The following is a 19,995-nucleotide window of genomic DNA, read 5'->3' on the forward strand; positions in this document are numbered from 1 at the left end:
AGAAAAAAATATTATTTTTCTATTAATTTGACCGTTTGATTTATTAAAATTAAAAGCACAATCATTTCTTTGGTGAATTTAAATAGTTGTAAATGAATATTTTATATGATTTATTAAGTTTAATACAAATTATACTTGAAAAGTAAAAAATCTATTAATTAACTATTTAAAAACTTAAAATTTGCTTAAAAATTGCTTAATTTTTATCATAAAAAATTCCCAAAATTGTCAGGAGCGAGCCAAATTTTACTAAGTTACCTGATTTTTATCATCTTTTATAAAGATATAAACGGTCATATTTGATACTTAATAATAATTATCGGTATTGTATATAAGATATAGCTTAAATTTCACATATGTTTATCAAATCATTATTCGATAATGACTGTTTTATTTTGGCATGATTTTATATTAATACTTTAGTTCAACCTTTATTTTGGTAATTGTTCAATACCTTTTTTTCTCTTAATTTCTATTAAATTGCATAACGATTTTATTTTTTTGAACTGACAGTCAGTATTTTATAAATTAAAATTAATTTTTTGTTAACTAATTGAAGAATAATGATATATTTATCCCATAAGTATTTCTATCAGATTTTAGTGTAATTTATGCAATCGATTACGCAATGTATAACAGGTTTTGTTAAAACCGCAAAAGAAAAGTATAAAGCAGTATGTTACAGTCAGAATTTCGTTACGCCCATCATCCCGAAGATGTAAAAAAGTATACCACTGAAGATCTTAGGAGGGAGTTTCTAATCCATGATTTATTCAGTGAAGATAAAATCAAACTCGTCTATTCTATGTACGACAGGCTCATTGTAGGAGGTATCATGCCTTCTGCACAGTCTTTAAGGCTGGAACCTACTGATGATCTGAAGGCTCAGCATTTTCTGGACAGAAGAGAATTGGGATCATCAATGTGGGAGATGCCGGAAAAGTAACAGTAGACGGAGAAGTATATGAGCTTGGAAACAAAGAGGCCTTATACATCGGAAAAGGGGCAAAAGAAGTGGTTTTTGAAAAATCAGGCGATGCACAACCTTATTTTTACATCAACTCAGCGCCTGCACACCACACTTATCCTACCAAAAAAATTACAAAGGCTGAAGCCGAAATTGTAGAATTGGGTGAAGAAAAGTATGCTAATAAGCGTACCATCAATAAGCTAATTGTAAATTCTGTACTGGAAACCTGCCAGCTTCAGATGGGAATGACCGAACTTCATCCTGGAAGCGTATGGAATACAATGCCTGCACATACCCATACCAGAAGAATGGAAGCTTATTTCTATTTCGACCTGGAAGAAGGACAGACGGTAAGCCACTTCATGGGACAGCCTGATGAAACGCGTCATATCTTTATGACCAACAGGCAGGCAGTACTGTCTCCGGAATGGTCTATTCATTCGGGAGTAGGAACTTCCAATTATACTTTTATCTGGGGTATGGCCGGGGAAAATATGGACTACGGTGATATGGACGGTATCAAAACAAACGAACTAAAGTAATTTTTCTGATGAATTTATTTGATTTATCCGGTAAGGTAGCAGTCGTTACAGGCGGTACTCACGGATTAGGAATGGCCATGGCAGAAGGTCTGGCCGCTGCAGGTGCTGAACTGGCGATCACCAGTACAACCCCGTCAAAATTAGAGGAAGCTTTAAACTATTACCATTCTAAAGGATACCAGGCAACCGGATACCTTTTTGACGTAACGGACGAGCTGGAAGCCGCTCAGAAAGTAGCTTTAATGGAAGCTACCCATGGAAAAATAGACATCCTAGTCAACAATGCAGGAATCATCAAACGTATTCCCGCCATTGAAATGGACGTGGAAGACTTCAGAAAAGTAATTGATGTGGATCTTACGGGACCTTTTATCATGTCGAAATTAATTGGCAAACATATGATAAAAAGAAAATCCGGAAAGATCATCAACATCTGCTCGATGATGAGTGAGCTGGGACGCGACAATGTAGTAGCATATGCTTCTGCTAAAGGCGGCCTGAAAATGCTTACCAAAAATCTGGCTACAGAATGGGCAAAACATAACATCCAGGTAAACGGAATCGGTCCCGGATATTTTGCTACTTCCCAGACAGAACCAATACGGGTAGATGGACATCCTTTTAATGATTTTATCATCAGCAGAACGCCCGAAGGAAGATGGGGAAATCCCGAAGACCTTGCAGGAACAGCTATTTTCTTAGCTTCTGATGCCAGCAGATTCATCAACGGGCAGATTATTTACGTGGATGGAGGCATTTTGGCAACCATCGGGAAACCTGCTAATGAGTAACAACAGATTCAAATTAGAATGAAACCCTTTATAACAGATCAATTTTTATTACAAAATAAATACGCTGAAGAACTCTACTTCAGGTATGCAGAAAAACAACCCATTATTGATTATCACAATCACTTGATTCCTAAAGATATTGCAGAAGATACGGTCTTCGAAAATATCTCAAAGGTCTGGATTGCAGGAGACCATTACAAATGGAGAGCCATGCGTACCATGGGCGTGAATGAAAAATTCATTACAGGAGATGCCTCAGATAAAGAAAAATTTGAAGCATGGGCTAAAACCGTTCCTTACACTCTGCGAAATCCCCTGTATCACTGGACGCATCTGGAGTTAAAAAGATATTTCGGGATTAATGAATTGCTCAATGCAGATAATGCATCTGAAATTTATGAAAACATCACGGCTCAGCTTCAGACGCCTGAAAAATCAACAAGAGGATTATTAAAAATGATGAATGTGGAATCGCTGTGCACAACGGAAGATCCTACAGATATTCTGAATTATCACCAGGATTTGGCGAAAAGCGATTTTAGTATTAAAGTAAGTACGGCATTCCGCCCGGATAAGGCCATTTTAATCGAGAACCACAATTTTGCAGATTATATCTCGAAATTGGGAGAATCCGCAGGAATAGAAATTAATTCTTACCAGACCTTGTGTGATGCTTTACTGAAAAGAATTGAGTATTTCCACGAAAACGGATGCAGATTATGCGACCACGGATTAAATAATATTTCTTTCGAAGAATTTACAGAAGAAGAAGTAAGCACAATTTTCAATGATAAAATTTCAGGAAAAGTGATCGCTGAAAAACAGGTGAATCAGTTTAAAACTGCTATTTTATTATTCCTGGGTGAAGCTTACCACCAATACGGCTGGGTTCAGCAGTTCCACCTGGGAGCTTTGAGAAATAATAATGAAAGAATGCACAGAATTCTGGGTCCGGATACGGGATGGGATTCTATCGGTGACTTCGTGCAGGCTGAAACTCTGTCTAAGTTATTAAACACTCTGGATGGTAAAGATAAATTAACGAAAACAATCTTATACAATTTAAATCCTGCAGACAATGAGATTTTCGCGACCATGATCGGAAATTTCAACGACGGCAGCATCAAAGGAAAAGTACAGTTCGGCTCAGGATGGTGGTTTTTGGACCAGAAAGACGGGATGATCAAGCAGATGAACGCCCTTTCGAACATGGGGCTGATCAGCTGTTTTGTCGGAATGTTAACGGATTCCAGAAGTTTTCTTTCGTACCCAAGACACGAATACTTCAGAAGAGTATTGTGTAATCTTTTCGGAGAAGAAATGAAAAACGGCGAACTGCCGGATGATATCGAGCTTATCGGGAAAACCATTTCAGATATCTGTTATCATAATGCTAAAAATTATTTTGATTTTTAAATAACTAAAGCTGAAAACGATGAGATGCTCTGACAGGCTAAGCATGACAGCGTTGAAGTTACACTTAGCACTCGAAATGTCACACTGAGCCTGTCGACGTGTTTTATCTTTGATTTCAACAAAATTTCAAATTAAAATAGAATAAATTCTATTCAAGTTTAAAAAAATGAGTAACCAAATAGTCACATTCGGAGAAGTGATCATGCGACTTTCCCCACCCGGAAACAGAACCATGAAACAAAGTCACGAAATGGAGTTCTTTTTCGGCGGAACAGAGCTTAATGTAGCATCTTCATTGGCAACCATGGGTTGTGATGTGAGGCATATCAGTAGTGTTTCTGATGATTTTGTGGGAGAATCGGCACTTTCTTTTGTTAAAAGTTTCGGAATTGACACCCGTTTTATTTCTAAAAATGAACATCCTTTAGGTTTGTACTTTTTAGAAGTAGGATCGTCAGTGCGTGCCAGCAGAATTGCCTATAACAGGCTGAACGGCTCTTTTGCCAATATTAAGCCTGAAAAAATTGACTGGAAAAAGGCACTGGAAGACTGTCAGTATTTTCACTGGACAGGCATCAGCCCGGGAATTTCCCATGCAGCTTACGAAAGTTTGAAAGAAGGTCTACAAACTGCCCGTGAACTGGGAATAGAAGTGACCACCGATCCTGCTTACCGTTCCAATCTTTGGAAATATGGTAAAAACGGAAATGAAGTTCTGAAAGAGCTGGTTTCTTTATCAACGATTTTTGTCGGCGGAGTGAATGAAATTAATGAAATATTGGAAACTCAGTTTCCTTCAGATAAAGAAGGTTTTCTGGAAGCTGCTGAAGAATTAAAGAAGCAATGTCCTTCTGTTCATAAAATCTTCGACAAAATAAGAATCGGTGTTACGGCGAGTTCCCAGCAGACGCAGGGACGAGCTTTAGTAAACGGCAATTATTTTGAAACGAATCTTTTGGAAGTGAATCCTGTGGTCGACAGAATCGGAACAGGAGATGCTTTCGCAGCAGGTTTAATTTATGGTTTAATGAATTACGATGACGCAAAAGCTCTAAATTTTGCGAACGCGGCATGTGCTATAAAACACACGATTTTGGGCGACATTAATTACAGCAGCGCAGAAGATATTCTCGAAGTAATGGACGGAAACTCCGGAGGACGTATCAAGAGATAAGTTCTCCAAAAAGTCTTGAAAGAACAGCATACTAAAGGATGGATTTAATCCTATTAAAGATTATTTTCAACAAAATAATTTAATAAAATGACAAAGATTCAATCAGTTACCAATACCATCATCAATCAGGGAGCTTTACCTCTGTATTATAATGCTGATGAAACGGTAACTTTAGAGATATTAAGATCACTTTACAAAGCAGGAATCCGTGCAGTAGAATATACAAGCCGTGGGGAAGCTGCGTTGAGTAATTTCATTAAAATGGTGGAAGTTCGTAACGAGGAAATGCCCGAAATGCTTTTGGGAATCGGAACCATAAAAAATCTACAGAAGGCTGAGGAATATTATAAAGCGGGAGCGGATTTTTTCATCAGTCCTGGTTTTGTAGCAGAAGTGGCCGCCTATTTAATTCCCAAAGATCTGTTATACAGCCCGGGTTGTATGACACCTACGGAAATTATTACGGCTGAAACTGCAGGCGTAACCTTCATTAAATTATTTCCTGGAAATGCTTTGGGAACAGGTTTTATGAGTGCCATTAAAGATGTTTTCCCAAATCTGAAATTTATGCCTACCGGTGGTGTAGACACCACTAAAGAAAGTATTGCAAGCTGGTTTAGTGCCGGTGTTGCCGCAGTAGGAATGGGTAGTAAACTGGTAAGCAAAGAATTGATGCTTGCGAAAGACTATCTCACGATAGAAAATGAAACCAGGAAGGTGCTGGAAATTATTCAGACTTTAAAGCAGTAATGGTTCAGCAGGGTAAGGTTCTCTGGAACAGATCGTATTCAATAAATCTTTTCGGACTCTGCACTAAAATAATTTCATTATCAAAAAAACAATATAACTAATTCAAAATATTATTATGAGTTCGGTTAAATCTCTTAAACCAAGTCAATACAGGTGGACTATCTGTTTACTGTTATTCCTCGCCACCACTATTAATTATTTAGACCGTCAGGTTTTATCATTGACGTGGAAAGACTTCATCGCTCCGGAATTTCATTGGAATAATAATGACTATGGCAATATCACTGCGCTATTCTCTATTTTTTATGCCATAGGAATGCTTTTTGCCGGAAAGTTTGTAGATTGGATGGATACCAAAAGAGGTTTTCTCTGGGCCATCGGCGTATGGTCTGTTGGTGCAGTTCTGCACGCATTCTGCGGAATGGCAACGGCAGGTATTCTTACAGACAATTGGCTGGCAGGTTTTCAGGGATCTAAAGACCTGATAGGAACAGTATCCAATACCTCTGCCATCATCAGTACCAGCGTAACTCTGTTTATTTTTGCCCGTTTTGTTTTAGCTATTGGTGAGGCCGGAAATTTTCCGGCAGCTATTAAAACCACAGCAGAATATTTTCCTAAAAAAGACCGTGCATTTTCTACCAGTATATGGAATGCAGGAGCTACGGTAGGAGCTTTGGCAGCACCCATCACAATTCCTTTCATTGCAAAGTCAATGGGCTGGGAATGGGCATTTATCATCATTGGTGCATTAGGATTTGTCTGGATGGGACTTTGGGTTTTCGTATACAAGAAGCCCCATTTACACAGAAGAGTTAATGAGCATGAATTAAATTATATCAATCAGGATCAGGACGATCTTCCCAACGAAGATACTTCGGTTCCGGAAAAGGTATTTACATTCAGAGAATGTTTCAGCTACAGACAGACCTGGGCTTTTGCCTTCGGAAAGTTCATGACAGACGGAGTCTGGTGGTTCTTTTTATTCTGGACTCCGGCCTATTTGAGCTCAGTATACAAAATGGATTCCACACAAAGCGCATTCCCGTTATTTGTTCTGTATATGATTACGTTGTTGTCTATCATAGGAGGATGGCTTCCGAAATATTTTGTTGAAAAGAAAGGAATGAATGCTTATTCAGGAAGAATGAAAGCCATGTTGATCTTCGCATTTTTCCCGTTATTGGCATTATTGGCGCAACCTTTAGGTTCAGCGACCTATTGGATTCCGGTTTTAATTATCGGGATTGCAGGAGCAGCGCACCAGGCATGGTCAGCAAATATTTTCTCTACCGTTGGCGATATGTTCCCTAAAAAGGCGATTGCCACTATTACAGGAATTGGTGGGATGGCTGGAGGAATCGGGTCATTCCTAATCAATAAATCTTCGGGGTTATTGTTTGATCATGCGCATAAAGCCTGGTCAACGGTTGACGGAATTCCTTTATTGGAAAAATATCCTCAGTATATTAATGAAAGATTGCCGGATGGATTTTTTGAGCAATTGGAGAAATCAGGAGCCATTATAAAAGACGGAATTGATAAGGGATATATGATCATTTTTTCAGTCTGTGCCGTAGCTTATCTTATCGCATGGACGGTCATGAAAACATTGGTTCCGAAATATAAAGTAATAAGTAAATAGTATTCGATAAATAAATTAGTATTAAACCTTCAAGGTTTTTAAACCTTGAAGGTTTGATTTAAAAAATATATATATCAGGTTTTAAAAAGAAACCTTAGCGCCTTTTGTGTTAAAAATAAAATCATCAATAAAAAGATGGAAAATCAGACAAAACAAAAATTAAATCGTGAATTACAAGGTTCCCAGGAAAAACTTCCAGTCAAAATTGTACAGTTTGGAGGTGGGAATTTCATGAGAGGATTCACAGATTACGTAATTGATAAATTAAATAAAGAAGCAGGATTTAATGCAGGAATTGTAAATGTTCAGCCAACGGCGGGCGGCTCGGTTCATAAACTGGAAGAGCAGGATAATCTGTACACACTTTTTACAAGAGGAATTAAAAAAGGAGAGATCATTGATGAAAAACAGGTAATTTCTGCAATTCAGAAGTCGATCAATCCCTATACAAATTACGGTGAATTCTTAGCGTTGGCAAAAGAAGAAGAATTAGAATTTATCTTCTCAAACACCACAGAAACAGGAATTGCTTACGATGAATCGGAGAATAATTATCTTGGACCGCACAAAAATTTTCCCGCAAAATTAACGGTTTTACTCTATGAGAGATTTAAGCATTTTAATGGGGCGGGCGATAAGGGCGTCCGAATTATTCCATGTGAGTTAATTGAAGACAATGCCTTTGCATTAAAAGATATTATCCTGAAGTATAGCGAACTCTGGAACCTAGACCCTGACTTTGTGCAATGGATTAACCAGAATAATTATTTTCATAATACCTTAGTGGACAGGATTGTTCCGGGTTATCCTAAAGATGACGCAGAATCATACGAGAATCAGTTGGATTACGAAGATCAGATGATGGTGGTTTCTGAGACATTCCTGCTTTGGGTGATTCAGGATGCCGGAAATCTGAGAACCAGAATCCCTTTTGATCAGATCAATGAACAGATTTTAGTAGTGAACGATATTCAGCCTTATCGCCTGAGAAAAGTGAGAATTCTGAATGGTGGTCATACGTTAATGCTGGCTCCGGCGGTTTTATCAGGAAAAGAAACAGTAAAGGAATCTATTGAAGATGCGTTTATCGGTAAATTTTTAAAGAAAACCATTTTTAATGAAGTGAATCCTACTTTAGGGCTAGATGAATCGGAACTGAAGGATTTTGCAGATGAAGTTTTCGACAGATTCAGAAACCCTTTTATTAAGCATTATCAGGCCAGTATCGCTTTATATTTTGTTTCTAAATTTAAAGTCAGAATTCTTCCGAGCTTGCTGGGTTATGTTGAAATCAACAAAAAATTACCGCTGAATCTGGTATTTTCTTTAGCCAGTTTAATCAGGTTCTATCAGGGAAGTTTTGGAGAAAAATCATTACCTGTTAATGATGAGGAAGCTATTGTTGATCGATTCAAAGAAATCTGGAAAAATGCAGATTATGAGAAAGTAGCAGAACTGTCATTAGGTGAAACCATCTTTTGGAATCTAGATCTTACACAGATAAACGGACTGAAAGAGGCGGTGGCAAAAGCCTTGTGGGAAATAGATCACAATGGTGTAGAAAAGGCCTATCACAACTTTATACAATTTTATTCTTAAAAAAATGCAAAAGAAAGTACTGAAATTAAATCCCAGAGATAATGTAGCGGTTGCGCTGGTAGATCTTGCGCAGCGGGAAACGGTTACTTTGGATGAACTGACTTATGAAATCATAAAAGACACGAAAGCAAAACATAAATTCGTGACCGAAAACCTCGCCGTAGGTGATTCTATCATCATGTACGGTGTTTTGGTAGGAAAAGCCAGTCAGCCGATCCGGAAAGGAGAAGTGATTACCACTGAAAATGTAAAACACCAAAGCGCAAAAGTACAAGGAAAAACAGAAACCACTTCATGGACGGCTCCGGATGTGGCTAAATGGAAAGATAAAACCTTCATGGGCTATCACCGTGAAGACGGACAGGTCGGAACGGAAAACGTATGGCTGTTCTTTCCATTGGTTTTTTGTGAAAATAGAAATGTCGAGATCTTAAAAGATGTTTTTGAGAAAGAACTGTTGTTTGAAAAAGTGACAAAGCATCAGTTGCTTTTAAGATCACTAATTAATAATTCTGAAGCAGAAACTCCTGTTGAAGAAGAAAAAGAAACAAAAGTATTTCAAAATATTGATGTTAAATTCATTACACATCAGGGCGGCTGTGGCGGTATTCGTCAGGATGCCGAAGCACTGGGAAGACTGCTTGCCGGATACGTTAACAATCCGAACGTGGCAGGAGCAACGGTTTTAAGCCTGGGATGTCAGAATTTGCAGGTTCAGATTTTTAGAGAGGCCTTAGAAAAGATAAGTCCCGATAACAAAAAACCGATCATCGTTTACGAGCAGCAAAAGTCCGGAACGGTAGATGAAATGCTTAACGGAATCATCAAAGATTCCTACCAGGCCATCAAACAGGCTAATGAAATAGAAAGAAAACCTGCCCCGATCTCTAAATTGGTTTTAGGATTGGAATGTGGTGGTTCAGATGGTTTTTCAGGGATTTCTGCCAATCCTGTTTTAGGACAATTGTCGGATTTAATGGCAGGAATCGGAGGTTCAACCATTCTTTCTGAATTCCCGGAATTATGTGGAGTAGAACAGGAGCTGGTTAACCGTTGCGTGAATGAAGCTGATGCAGAAAGGTTTTTACAATTAATGAAAGATTTTGAAAATTCAGTCGTTGCTGCAGGATCTGGCTTTGATATGAATCCGTCGCCGGGGAATATTAAAGATGGACTAATAACCGATGCTATGAAATCTGCAGGAGCGGCTAAAAAAGGCGGATCATCGCCAATCAATGATGTGCTCGATTTTACAGAATACATCAGGGAGCCCGGTTTAAATCTGCTGTGCACACCCGGAAATGATGTAGAATGTACGACCGCTTTGGTCGGTTCCGGCTCCAATGTGGTTTTATTTACCACAGGCTTGGGTACACCTACAGGAAACCCTGTCGTTCCGGTAGTGAAAATTTCTTCAAATACAACATTAGCAGAAAGAATGCCTGATATCATCGACTTCAACACAGGTGATGTAATTACCGGTGAAAAGTCGATCGATGAAAAAGCCGAAGAACTGTTGGAATTTATTATAGAAGTTGCCAGCGGAGGAGTAAAAACCAAGGCTGCCATTCTTAATCAAAATGATTTTATTCCCTGGAGAAGAGGAGTAAGCTTATAATTAATTTTAATTTAATAATTATTGTTTTAATTATATAAATATTAGGGTTGAAAATGCTTTCCATTGATGGAAGGCATTTTCTTTTGATTTGCCCACAAAAGTACAGGCATTTTTAAAATATAGATACTAATAGAAATAAACCAACTTTTAAACTTTGTATATAGTAAATGGGCTTATTCAATAATTTCTAGGAAAATTTTTTTATTAACCGTCTGGCATTTTTTTCAATTAATTCATATGAAATTGCTGAAAAAATTAATAAAACCAAAACGAAAATAGAAAAGAATTGTAGGTTATTAGTTGGTATATGATAATGTATACATGCTTTTTCCATTATTACATGAACAGGATATTGAAGTATATATAGTGAATAACTGACTTCTCCTAAATAATGTAATATTTTATTATTAAATATTTTTGTTATGTAACCATTATTTGCAGATATCAAAATTATTAGTGGAGCAAATGTTACAGCCAACAAACCATTATGCAGTTGTAATGATGTGAATTTGAAAATGATAATTGTTATTAATACAAATATTATTATTAAAATGTCATAGTTTTTAACTTTTATTTTTGTTAAAAAAAACAATGCGGATAAATTTCCAATTAGAAATTCATTTAAATGTATGACTGGAAAATAAAATACAAAATCATGGCTTTTTGAAGGATATCCTTCATAAAAATACATAAGAAAAAAGTGGGTAAATAACTGGCTTATAATCCAAAATGTAATTATAGCTATTGATACGGTCTTAAAAGTATACTTTTTAAGAAAGTAAAAAATGAGAGGGAATAAGCTATAAAAAAATATTTCAACAGAAATAGACCATCCAGGCATATTTAATGTTAAAGGAAATCCGGGGATCCACGATTGTATACCTAAAATATGATAAAGAATCAGTGTCTTACTGTTATTGTCCGAAATTGTTAAAAACAACAGTAATGCAAAAATGTACATAGGATATATTCTGGCAAATCTGTTTTTATAATAATCAAATGCATTAATACTTTTATTATTATAGGCTATAACCATAATAAAACCCGATAAGATAAAAAAATAGCTTACACCAATATTAGCATGAGAAATGATAAAATTGATATAATCATTTTCATAAAAAAAAGTATTATGTCCGAAATGAAATATCACAATTGATATTGCAGCTAAAAACCGGGTAAAAGTAATTTGATTTATCATCATAAAATTTGTGCTACGATTTGATTGTACACAATGCACCAATCCAAACTATAATCTGGCAAAAATAATGAAATTAATAATAATACAAAATTTTTAGTTCGTGTTATAAAAGCCTATTGCTCAGGACGGATAATAAACCATTTCTTCCTCGCTGGTAAATGTTAGCGCGGTTAAATGGTGGTGTTAAAATGACAGTGTTAAAATAATAGCGAGGGTTTGTTAAAATGATAGCGCGTTAAAATAATAGCGCGGGTGTAAAATGATAGCGTAAAATGATGGCGCGGAGTAAAATGATAGCGCGGTAAAATGATAGCGCGGATTTGTAATCCGTGCTTAACTAACAACAATAACATTTAACGGACTTTCCAACTCAGCATAGTTTCGGGCACTACTGAAATAGTAATGTTCCGGTTCTGTCACTATTTTTTGTTTCACAGGATTTTGATGAATGTAATTAATCTTTTGCCTGATCCATTTCTTTGAAAAGATTTCTTCCGCATGATATCCATCTTGCCATACTTTAAAATTCTGTTGTCTGGACAGATGTTCACACGCTCTGCTGAAATATGCTAACATCCATTCTCTTCTGCTTTCAGCCTCAGAAAATATCGTTTCGATAATTTTTTTTGAAGTAAATTTTTTAAAATCACGCATAATTTCGGGTAAGGTATATTTACCATCCGCTTGGCAAAATAAATGCAGATGGTTTGACATTATACAGTAGGCAAAAATGATGAGACCTTTTTGAGCCTGACAGTATTTTAACGATTCTATAATAACCATTTTTTGAGATAATCTTGTAAATACATCGATCCATCCAACAGTAGTTATGGTAATAAAATAGGCCTGATCAATATTCAGGGCTTTGTACTTTGTAGACATTTGTGTTTTTATTTAAATCTACAAAATATTTTTGTATTTGATAGCGCGGATTTGCAATCCGTGCTATTTATTATCTAAACTATTGCCTTTTCGAAGACTTCCTGATATAAAGCTGAGGCGCCAGAACCACTTTTTTCTCGGTAGAAACTCCCGAACCATACTCTTTTACACTTTCCAGGAAAACCTGTCCTGCCATTTTTCCCATTGTCACTGGGGTTTGGTCTACAGAACTCATAGGAAGTTCCATAAACTGGGTAAAAGGTTCATTGGAGAAGCCGATAACAGCTACTTCTTCAGGGATTTTGATCTTCCGTTTTTTCAGTTCCTGACAGGCCCCTAATGCAGCAAAATCACTTGAAGAAAAAATTGCATCAGGAATAGACTTTCGGTCCCATAATTTTTTGATCGCTTCAATGCCGGCATCAATTGAACTTCCGGTGGTAATGATATTTTCTTCCTTTACTGGGAATTGGTGATCTATTAAAGCCTGTTTGTATCCGTTTAAACGGTTCTGATAGATCTCAAGATTAAGATCACCGGAAAAATGACAGATATCTTTGTACCCTTCTTTTATAAGATGTTCGGTGGCGATATATCCTCCGCGGTAGTCATCGATAACAACGGTACTGATTCCGGGAATATCTTTCTTCCTGTCAAAAAACAGGATGGGGGTATTGGTCGTATCTAAAATACTCTGAATATGCTCCGTATCAACGGTCGTCTTCGAAACCGACATAAAGATCCCGTCTACCTGTGCGTTAAGCAAAGTATTCAGGTGTCTTTTCTCTATAGTAACGTCTTCATGACTCTGACAAATGATCACATGATAACCGAACGGCGAAAGCTCTTCCTCAATGCCACGGATGACGGACGAAAAGAAGTTGGTATTCACAAAAGGCACAATGATTCCCACATTTTTTGTTTCACCGCTTTTTAAAGCTTTGGCCAGATTATTCTGCTTATAATTCATTTCTTTAGCAGTCTTCTTGACCAGGTCTTTGGTTGCCTGGCTTATTCTCGGATGATCATTAAGTGCTCTGGAAACAGTGGCCACACTTACATTTAACTTTTTCGAAATATCGTATATGGTGGCACCTTTTTTATTCATAGATGTTTTTTTCTGGCTGTTTTCGTATGTCAAAATGAAATACATGATGACGTAAATTTAATCAAATTATATCTATCAAAAATTAAATATTATGTATTTTATAGAAGATGGGTTTTAACGGCAATTCAAATGCCTGTCATATTTTTTTAAGTGATTGATTATGTTTAAATTAAATTGCGTATTGCTGCGGATAAATGATTTTTTGAACTGAATGACAATGGTTGGATAAGACTGAAACAGCTGTTGCTTCTATGGTAAAAGGTGGCAGAAAATAATCATTGGCTCAACTGAAAAGGACACCGAAAACCGATGTCCCTGAATTACTAAGTATGATGTGAAAAAATATTTTATTTCTTCCAGATCTTTTCAATTTCTTCCAATGATTTTCCTTTGGTTTCCGGAACCATCTTCCATACAAAAACCAATGATAAAAGGCTCATTACCCCATAAAAACCATAGGTGAAAGCTCCGCTGAATTCCATCATGAACGGGTAGGTTGAAGAAATTAAATAATTTGCCGCCCACTGAGCTGCTACAGCAATCGCAATGGCAGATCCCCTGATTTTGTTAGGAAAGAGCTCGGAAATTAATACCCAGCAAATCGGTCCCCAGGACATCATAAATGAAGCGGTATATACGATGATAAATACTAAAGTAGCAATACCGATAATGTGCAGGTATGAGAAAACCGCGATGGCAAACATTCCAATTGCCATTCCGACAGAACCTACGATCAATAAAGGTTTCCGCCCCCATTTATCAACGGTAAAAATGGCGACAACGGTAAAAATGACATTGACCAGTCCCATCACGACGGTCTGTAGCATCGATGCATCTTTGTGTACCCCCATACTCTCAAAAATCCTGGGCGCATAGTATAATGCAACGTTGATCCCTACAAACTGCTGAAAAACGGATAGTAAAATACCAATAATAATAACCGTCTTTCCAAAAGCGAAAATCTCACTTTTATGTGCGGCAACAGTGCTTTTAATCTCATTGAAGATCTGATGTCCGCGGAGCTGACCATTAATTTTGGTTAAAATTTTAAGCGCTTCATCATCTTTTTTAATCAACGTGAGGTAACGTGGTGTTTCAGGAACGAAGAATAGTAGAATTCCGAATAAGGCTGCAGGAATCGTTAATGATAAAAACATATAACGCCATCCGATATCATTGATCCACGCTACCGGTTTTCCGTCGGCAATTCCCCAATTCACAAAATAAACGACCAGCATCCCGAAAATAATAGCAAACTGATTTAAGGAGACCAGTCTTCCTCTTACTTCTGCAGGGGCAATTTCTCCGATATACATCGGGCACACTGCAGATGCTAGCCCAACACCGATGCCTCCGATAATTCTGTAAAAATTAAACGCCAGTAAAACACCTATTGAATGCTCGCCCTGCCTAAAGAACAAAAATTCAGGATATGCAGCTCCTAAAGCACTGATAAAAAATAGGAAAGCAGAAAGCATCAATGATTTCTTTCTTCCCAGTTTAGACGAAAAATAGCCGGAGACCGCTCCTCCGATAATGCAGCCGATTAAGGCGCTGGAAATGGTGGCTCCGTGCGCCAGAGAGCTTAAGCCGAGAGGAATGATGAGGTATTCCTGAATCGATTTCTCGGCTCCGGAGATCACGGCAGTATCGTATCCGAACAAAAGCCCGCCCAAAGTGGCAACCAGGGTAAGCATAGTAACATAGGTCATATTGATTTCCGCCTTGGTTCCGGGGGAGTATTTCGGACCCGAATCTATTATTTGCATAGTTTCATAGTTTAAATGGTTAAGCTGTAGGATTTTAGCGTCGGTAAACTGCACAGAGATAATTTATTTAAGATACGTTACATCCGTGCGTTTTACCAACAAACACTATCCGGAATATTATAGATACTGATTAATTAAACTTTCCAGATATTCCTGTTTTCCGCTTTCTCTTCCCACTTCTCCCAGGCCTTCAGCATGAGCGGCAAGATCTGTTAAAGAAAGCTTTCCGTCTGCGAAATCTTTTCCTTTTCCGCTATCGAAAGAGGAATATCTGTCGGTTCTGATTTCAGCATATTTAGATTTTTCCAGAATAGCATCCGCAGCAAGAAAAGCCCGTGCAAAATTGTCCATTCCGCTGATATGTGCAATAAAAATATCTTCTAAATCTGTAGAGTTTCTTCTGATTTTTGCATCAAAATTAACACCGCCGCCCTGAAAGCCCCCGGCCTGGATGATCACCAGCATGGCCTGAGTCATTTCATATAAATCAACAGGGAACTGGTCTGTATCCCAGCCATTCTGGTAATCCCCGCGGTTGGCATCGATGCTTCCCAATACATTATGGTCTGCTGCCACCTGAAGTTCGTGTTCAAAAGTATGCTGAGCCAGCGTCGCATGGTTAACTTCAATATTAAGCTTAAAGTCATCCAGCAGATCATACTGACGCAGGAAGTTCAGACAAGTGGCGGCATCGAAATCGTATTGGTGTTTTGTAGGTTCCATAGGTTTGGGCTCCAGAAAGAAAACTCCCTTGAAGCCCTGGGAGCGGGCATAATCTTTTGCCAGATGTAAAAACTTTGCCAGATGTTCCTGCTCACGCTTCATGTCGGTATTCAGTAAGGACATATATCCTTCCCGTCCACCCCAGAAAACATAATTTTCGCCCTCCAGCTTAATGGTGGCATCCAGTGCATTTTTTACCTGCCCGCCTGCATAGGCCAATACATCAAAAGACGGATTGGTCGCAGCTCCGTTCATGAATCTTGGGTTGGAAAAACAGTTGGATGTCCCCCACAGTAACTTTACACCGGAAGCAGTCTGCTTTTCTTTGGCATAGTCCGTGATGAATTCCAGTCTTTTGGTAGACTCTTTGAAATGATCGGCTTCGTCTATCAGATCATAATCATGGAAACAGTAGTAAGGAACCCCTAATTTGGTGAAAAATTCAAAAGCAGCATCCATTTTTTCGGTGGCTTTCTGTTTTGCGTCTGAAGCTGTAAGCCAGTCAAAATTTTGCGTTCCCACCCCGAACGGATCTCCTCCTGTGGCACAGAAGGTATGCCAGTAAGCAGTGGCAAATTTAAAGTATTCCTTCATGGTTTTTCCGCGAACCACTTTATTTTCGTCATAGAATTTAAAAGCAAGAGGATTATCGGATTCCCTCCCTTCAAATTGGATTTTGCTGATTCCCTTAAAGTATTCTTTGTTACCTAATGTAATTGCCATTATATTTTGTTTAATTAAATTTTCAATTAGATGCAATCGATTACACTCTGACCGCAATTCCAAAACATCTTTTTATTTAAACAGATAATATTTTGGAGTTTGTACAGTCCGATTGATTTTTCGATGTCAATTATCAATTAAAACGGATGTTTTATTAATAATTCATAGTCGTTAAATGTAATAATTTTATGTAATATGCAATCAAATTTTTACAATATCTTATTTTGTATGATAAGGGTAGGTTTAGTTTATTATTTAACAGTATGTTAATCGTTTTTCTATAACCTTATTTTTAAGATAATTTTTCAAATAAAGCAGACAGAAAATGATCTGAGTTCCCCCGAAAATGGAATTACGAAACAATTCCGGCTTTTTTTATGGTTTATTTGAATAGTTTTGTGAGACTATTAATAATTGTACACCATGAGATGGCAGACTCGGATATTAGGCACTTTTTTAATATTAATATCGTTTTCGGAGAGGATTTCGTCACAGAATCCACTTGATAAGTTTAAGGAAAAAACAGATTTCTATTTATTGGAGAATTTTGTTTCCCGGACTATAAATGACAGTATTTTTGTCAGCAGCACATACCAATATGAGGCACCTGATTCTACCAACGACGGCGATTTTTATTTTCGTGATCGTAAAACGAAAAAAAAACTGTTTCCTTACGGATTTGAAATGGCTTATCCGTTTGTAGGACAAACAGCTGTTGTAAAATATAAAGGCCGGTGGGGGCTGATTGACCGAAGCGGAAAATTTATTTATTATTCGGAATCCGATTATCCTGTAAAACTAACTTCTTACGAGCAATATGCAGTATTTGATAATACCATAATGTATGATCTAAGCTCCGGCACTTTACAAAAACATTCTATTTATTGTGCCGAACCCGCCACTCCCGACTATTTTCTGACAACATCGAAAACCGGAAAATATAATTTGAGGAACAAAAAAAATGAAAAGGTATTTAAAACAGAACTGGATACCATCATAGCCCGTACTGATTTCCTGTATGAAGGAAATTCAGGCAGAAATATATTAATTGTGAAAAAGAAAAATAAATATGGGCTGTTTCACACCAACGGAAGTGAAATTCTCCAGACACAATATGAAAATGCCAGGTTCATAGGAAATTATATCATGCTGCTCCAAAATAAAAGATGGAATTATTATCTCTATCAAAATAATCAGCTAAGGCTTATTCTTTCAACTCCGGTAGAATGTATTACGCCTGCCTATCAGGCTAAAGTTATCGGGGCATTCAAAAAAGGCAGCCGATACAATCTGTTAAAAATCAACGGAGAAAGTTTAACTGAAAATTTTGATTATATCGGTGGTAATGCAACGTACGGCGTAAAGGAAAACGCTCTTATGATTTTTGATTCTGATGCGAATTATTATACTTATACCGAAAAATAACGTCTACATTTGATCATGAACAACAGGAATCGCGGAAAAAATACAGGTGACGATATCTTATTTTCTTCGCAAAAACAGATTGATAAACTTCAGCATGCAGTTCAGGATATGCACTATCTTTTGGGAAGGAACTACGCCGAAAAAACGTCTTCCGAACTGGTTGGAAATCATTACAGACTAAAATCCAGACAAATTCAGGCCGTTCGTGGAGCTTCTGCGTCGGTAAATCAGATTCAGAACAGAAAATCAAAAGAACTGGAAATTTCAGATTTACGGAATAAGACCATCTACCTCGATGGTTTCAATATTCTGATTTTATTGGAAAGCCTACTCTCAGAAGCCTATATTTTTGAAGGAGCCGATGGCTGTTTTAGAGATCTTTCAGGCGTTCATGGGACTTATAAACGAGTAAATCAAACTTTAACTGCCATTGAACTTATTGCATCTTTTTTTCAGAAATCTGGTGCCGGAAAATTGATCTGGATTTTCGATAAACCCGTTTTCAACAGTGGCAGAATTAAAGAAATTATTATGGAATTTACCGAAGCAGATACTCTGAACTGGGAAGTTGAACTGGAATTTAATCCGGATAAATTTTTAGCTCAGAATGCCGGAATCGTCGTTTCTTCCGATGCATGGATCCTGGATCACTGTAAAAATTGGTTTAATCTTGCAGCCTTTCTAACTCACGAAGAACGACTTTCTGTTAATCTGGTAAAAATGTTTTTATGATGAATGTATTCGGGCAATTGGAACCCTATTTCTCTCAGGAATGGAAAGAAAAATATAATGTAATTTTAGCCGAAGAGCATGTAAAAAGTTTAAGTGAAAATATTCAGAAATTTAAAGAGCGGACGTTAAACTGGGATCAGCCTTCCTTCATTGATGAACTTAAAATTGATCGGGAGAATAGTTTTAAAAAATTCATTGGTATCTTGGAATCACAAAATTCAGAGGCGTTTAAAACCAAAAAACTGGAAGAAACTTCTTTTGAACATTGGCTGAATATTTTAGGACAACGCTTAACCCCGGCAAGTCAGCGGGATCAAAATGCCGTTCCGCCATTGAAAGACAGATTGATAGAGGCCTGCGAAAAGCCTTTTAATCATGAGATCACCATGGCGCAGAGAGCCTGGGAAAAACATGTGGGAAGAAGAGACGATAGGTTTTGGGGTGAGATCAAAGGAAATAATCAGCAGAAACAGCAACTCGTCATGGAAAAAATCAGTTATATTCTGGATCATAAAACATGGTGGAACGTATTTTTTCATTACAAACACCAACTTGTTTACGAAGTCAGGGAAGAAGGCGGCCATGGAATCCGTTGGAGTCACAGCGGAACAAACCTCATCGGATTTCTGGAAGTTTTTAACAGTGAATAAATTAAAACCTAGGTAAACGAATCATTTTTAAGCAATAAGGTATGATCAGGACAAATGATTTTGATTTTTAGGGATTCAAATCTTATTTGGATATTTTGTACTCCTAACATATGTCATTTCCTCATAAAAATATTCCCTGCGTAAAAACATTGCGTATAATACACATAATTTTGCCGATGCAGATACAAAGAAAGAGGTTTTCCTGATCCAATCTTTTTAAGCACGGAAAGGGGAATCATGTTTTACACTTACATGCCTTAAAGGAATGATGTCTTTTGAT

The 19,995-nt window shown here is 37.3% G+C and carries 15 protein-coding genes and 1 pseudogene; 11 read left to right on the top strand and 5 right to left on the bottom strand.

The window, feature by feature from the left end:
* The first annotated feature begins 676 nt into the window (after positions 1–676).
* From kduI to ODZ84_RS18320, 8 genes and pseudogenes are all read left to right on the top strand, one after another.
* Positions 677–1,512: pseudogene (gene kduI, locus ODZ84_RS18285) on the top strand (5-dehydro-4-deoxy-D-glucuronate isomerase).
* 8 nt (positions 1,513–1,520) lie between these two features.
* Entirely contained in the window at positions 1,521–2,303 is a 783-nt protein-coding gene (locus tag ODZ84_RS18290) for a gluconate 5-dehydrogenase (protein WP_266173820.1), read from the top strand.
* An 18-nt stretch (positions 2,304–2,321) separates the two neighbouring features.
* Positions 2,322–3,719 carry a glucuronate isomerase gene (gene uxaC / locus ODZ84_RS18295; RefSeq protein ID WP_266173821.1) on the top strand — a complete coding sequence of 466 codons (1,398 nt, stop codon included), beginning with the start codon at positions 2,322–2,324 and terminating at the stop codon, positions 3,717–3,719.
* Positions 3,720–3,885: 166 nt separating this feature from the next.
* Entirely contained in the window at positions 3,886–4,893 is a 1,008-nt protein-coding gene (locus ODZ84_RS18300) for a sugar kinase (protein ID WP_266173823.1), read from the top strand.
* 87 nt (positions 4,894–4,980) lie between these two features.
* On the top strand, positions 4,981–5,643 hold the full coding sequence (locus tag ODZ84_RS18305; RefSeq protein ID WP_266173825.1) for a beta/alpha barrel domain-containing protein: 663 nt from the start codon (positions 4,981–4,983) through the stop codon (positions 5,641–5,643).
* 115 nt (positions 5,644–5,758) lie between these two features.
* Positions 5,759–7,288, top strand: a complete 1,530-nt coding sequence (locus tag ODZ84_RS18310; protein WP_266173826.1) for an MFS transporter — start codon at positions 5,759–5,761, stop codon at positions 7,286–7,288.
* A 135-nt stretch (positions 7,289–7,423) separates the two neighbouring features.
* A complete protein-coding gene (locus ODZ84_RS18315) occupies positions 7,424–8,887 on the top strand; it encodes a tagaturonate reductase (protein ID WP_266173828.1) in 1,464 nt (487 codons plus the stop codon).
* A gap of 4 nt (positions 8,888–8,891) precedes the next feature.
* A complete protein-coding gene (locus ODZ84_RS18320; RefSeq protein WP_266173829.1) occupies positions 8,892–10,505 on the top strand; it encodes a UxaA family hydrolase in 1,614 nt (537 codons plus the stop codon).
* Between the two features lie 187 nt (positions 10,506–10,692).
* Here the strand turns inward: ODZ84_RS18320 and ODZ84_RS18325 are convergent, their stop codons facing one another.
* The 5 genes from ODZ84_RS18325 to xylA all read right to left on the bottom strand — a co-directional run bounded on the left by ODZ84_RS18325 (position 10,693) and on the right by xylA (position 16,908).
* Entirely contained in the window at positions 10,693–11,706 is a 1,014-nt protein-coding gene (locus tag ODZ84_RS18325; RefSeq protein WP_266173830.1) for an acyltransferase family protein, read from the bottom strand.
* 330 nt (positions 11,707–12,036) lie between these two features.
* Positions 12,037–12,585 (bottom strand): REP-associated tyrosine transposase, encoded by a 549-nt coding sequence (locus tag ODZ84_RS18330; RefSeq protein WP_266173832.1) that lies wholly within the window; start codon positions 12,583–12,585, stop codon positions 12,037–12,039.
* A gap of 79 nt (positions 12,586–12,664) precedes the next feature.
* Positions 12,665–13,693, bottom strand: a complete 1,029-nt coding sequence (locus tag ODZ84_RS18335) for a LacI family DNA-binding transcriptional regulator (protein WP_266173833.1) — start codon at positions 13,691–13,693, stop codon at positions 12,665–12,667.
* Positions 13,694–14,040: 347 nt separating this feature from the next.
* Entirely contained in the window at positions 14,041–15,462 is a 1,422-nt protein-coding gene (gene xylE, locus ODZ84_RS18340) for a D-xylose transporter XylE (RefSeq protein ID WP_266173834.1), read from the bottom strand.
* A gap of 117 nt (positions 15,463–15,579) precedes the next feature.
* A complete protein-coding gene (gene xylA, locus ODZ84_RS18345; protein ID WP_266173835.1) occupies positions 15,580–16,908 on the bottom strand; it encodes a xylose isomerase in 1,329 nt (442 codons plus the stop codon).
* 537 nt (positions 16,909–17,445) lie between these two features.
* Between xylA and ODZ84_RS18350 the strand changes: the two genes are divergently transcribed.
* From ODZ84_RS18350 to ODZ84_RS18360, 3 genes are read left to right on the top strand one after another with little or no spacing between them, the layout of a single operon-like run.
* Entirely contained in the window at positions 17,446–18,333 is an 888-nt protein-coding gene (locus ODZ84_RS18350; RefSeq protein ID WP_266173836.1) for a WG repeat-containing protein, read from the top strand.
* Between the two features lie 15 nt (positions 18,334–18,348).
* The gene (locus ODZ84_RS18355; protein WP_266173837.1) at positions 18,349–19,065 is read left to right on the top strand and encodes a DUF434 domain-containing protein; all 717 of its coding nucleotides are present in this window, start codon (positions 18,349–18,351) and stop codon (positions 19,063–19,065) included.
* Positions 19,062–19,715, top strand: coding sequence for a hypothetical protein (locus ODZ84_RS18360; RefSeq protein ID WP_266173838.1), 654 nt, complete (start codon positions 19,062–19,064; stop codon positions 19,713–19,715). Before ODZ84_RS18355 ends, ODZ84_RS18360 begins: the two co-directional genes overlap by 4 nt.
* The last annotated feature ends 280 nt before the right edge of the window (positions 19,716–19,995 follow it).

Source organism: Chryseobacterium fluminis, from assembly GCF_026314945.1.
GTDB lineage: Bacteria > Bacteroidota > Bacteroidia > Flavobacteriales > Weeksellaceae > Chryseobacterium > Chryseobacterium fluminis.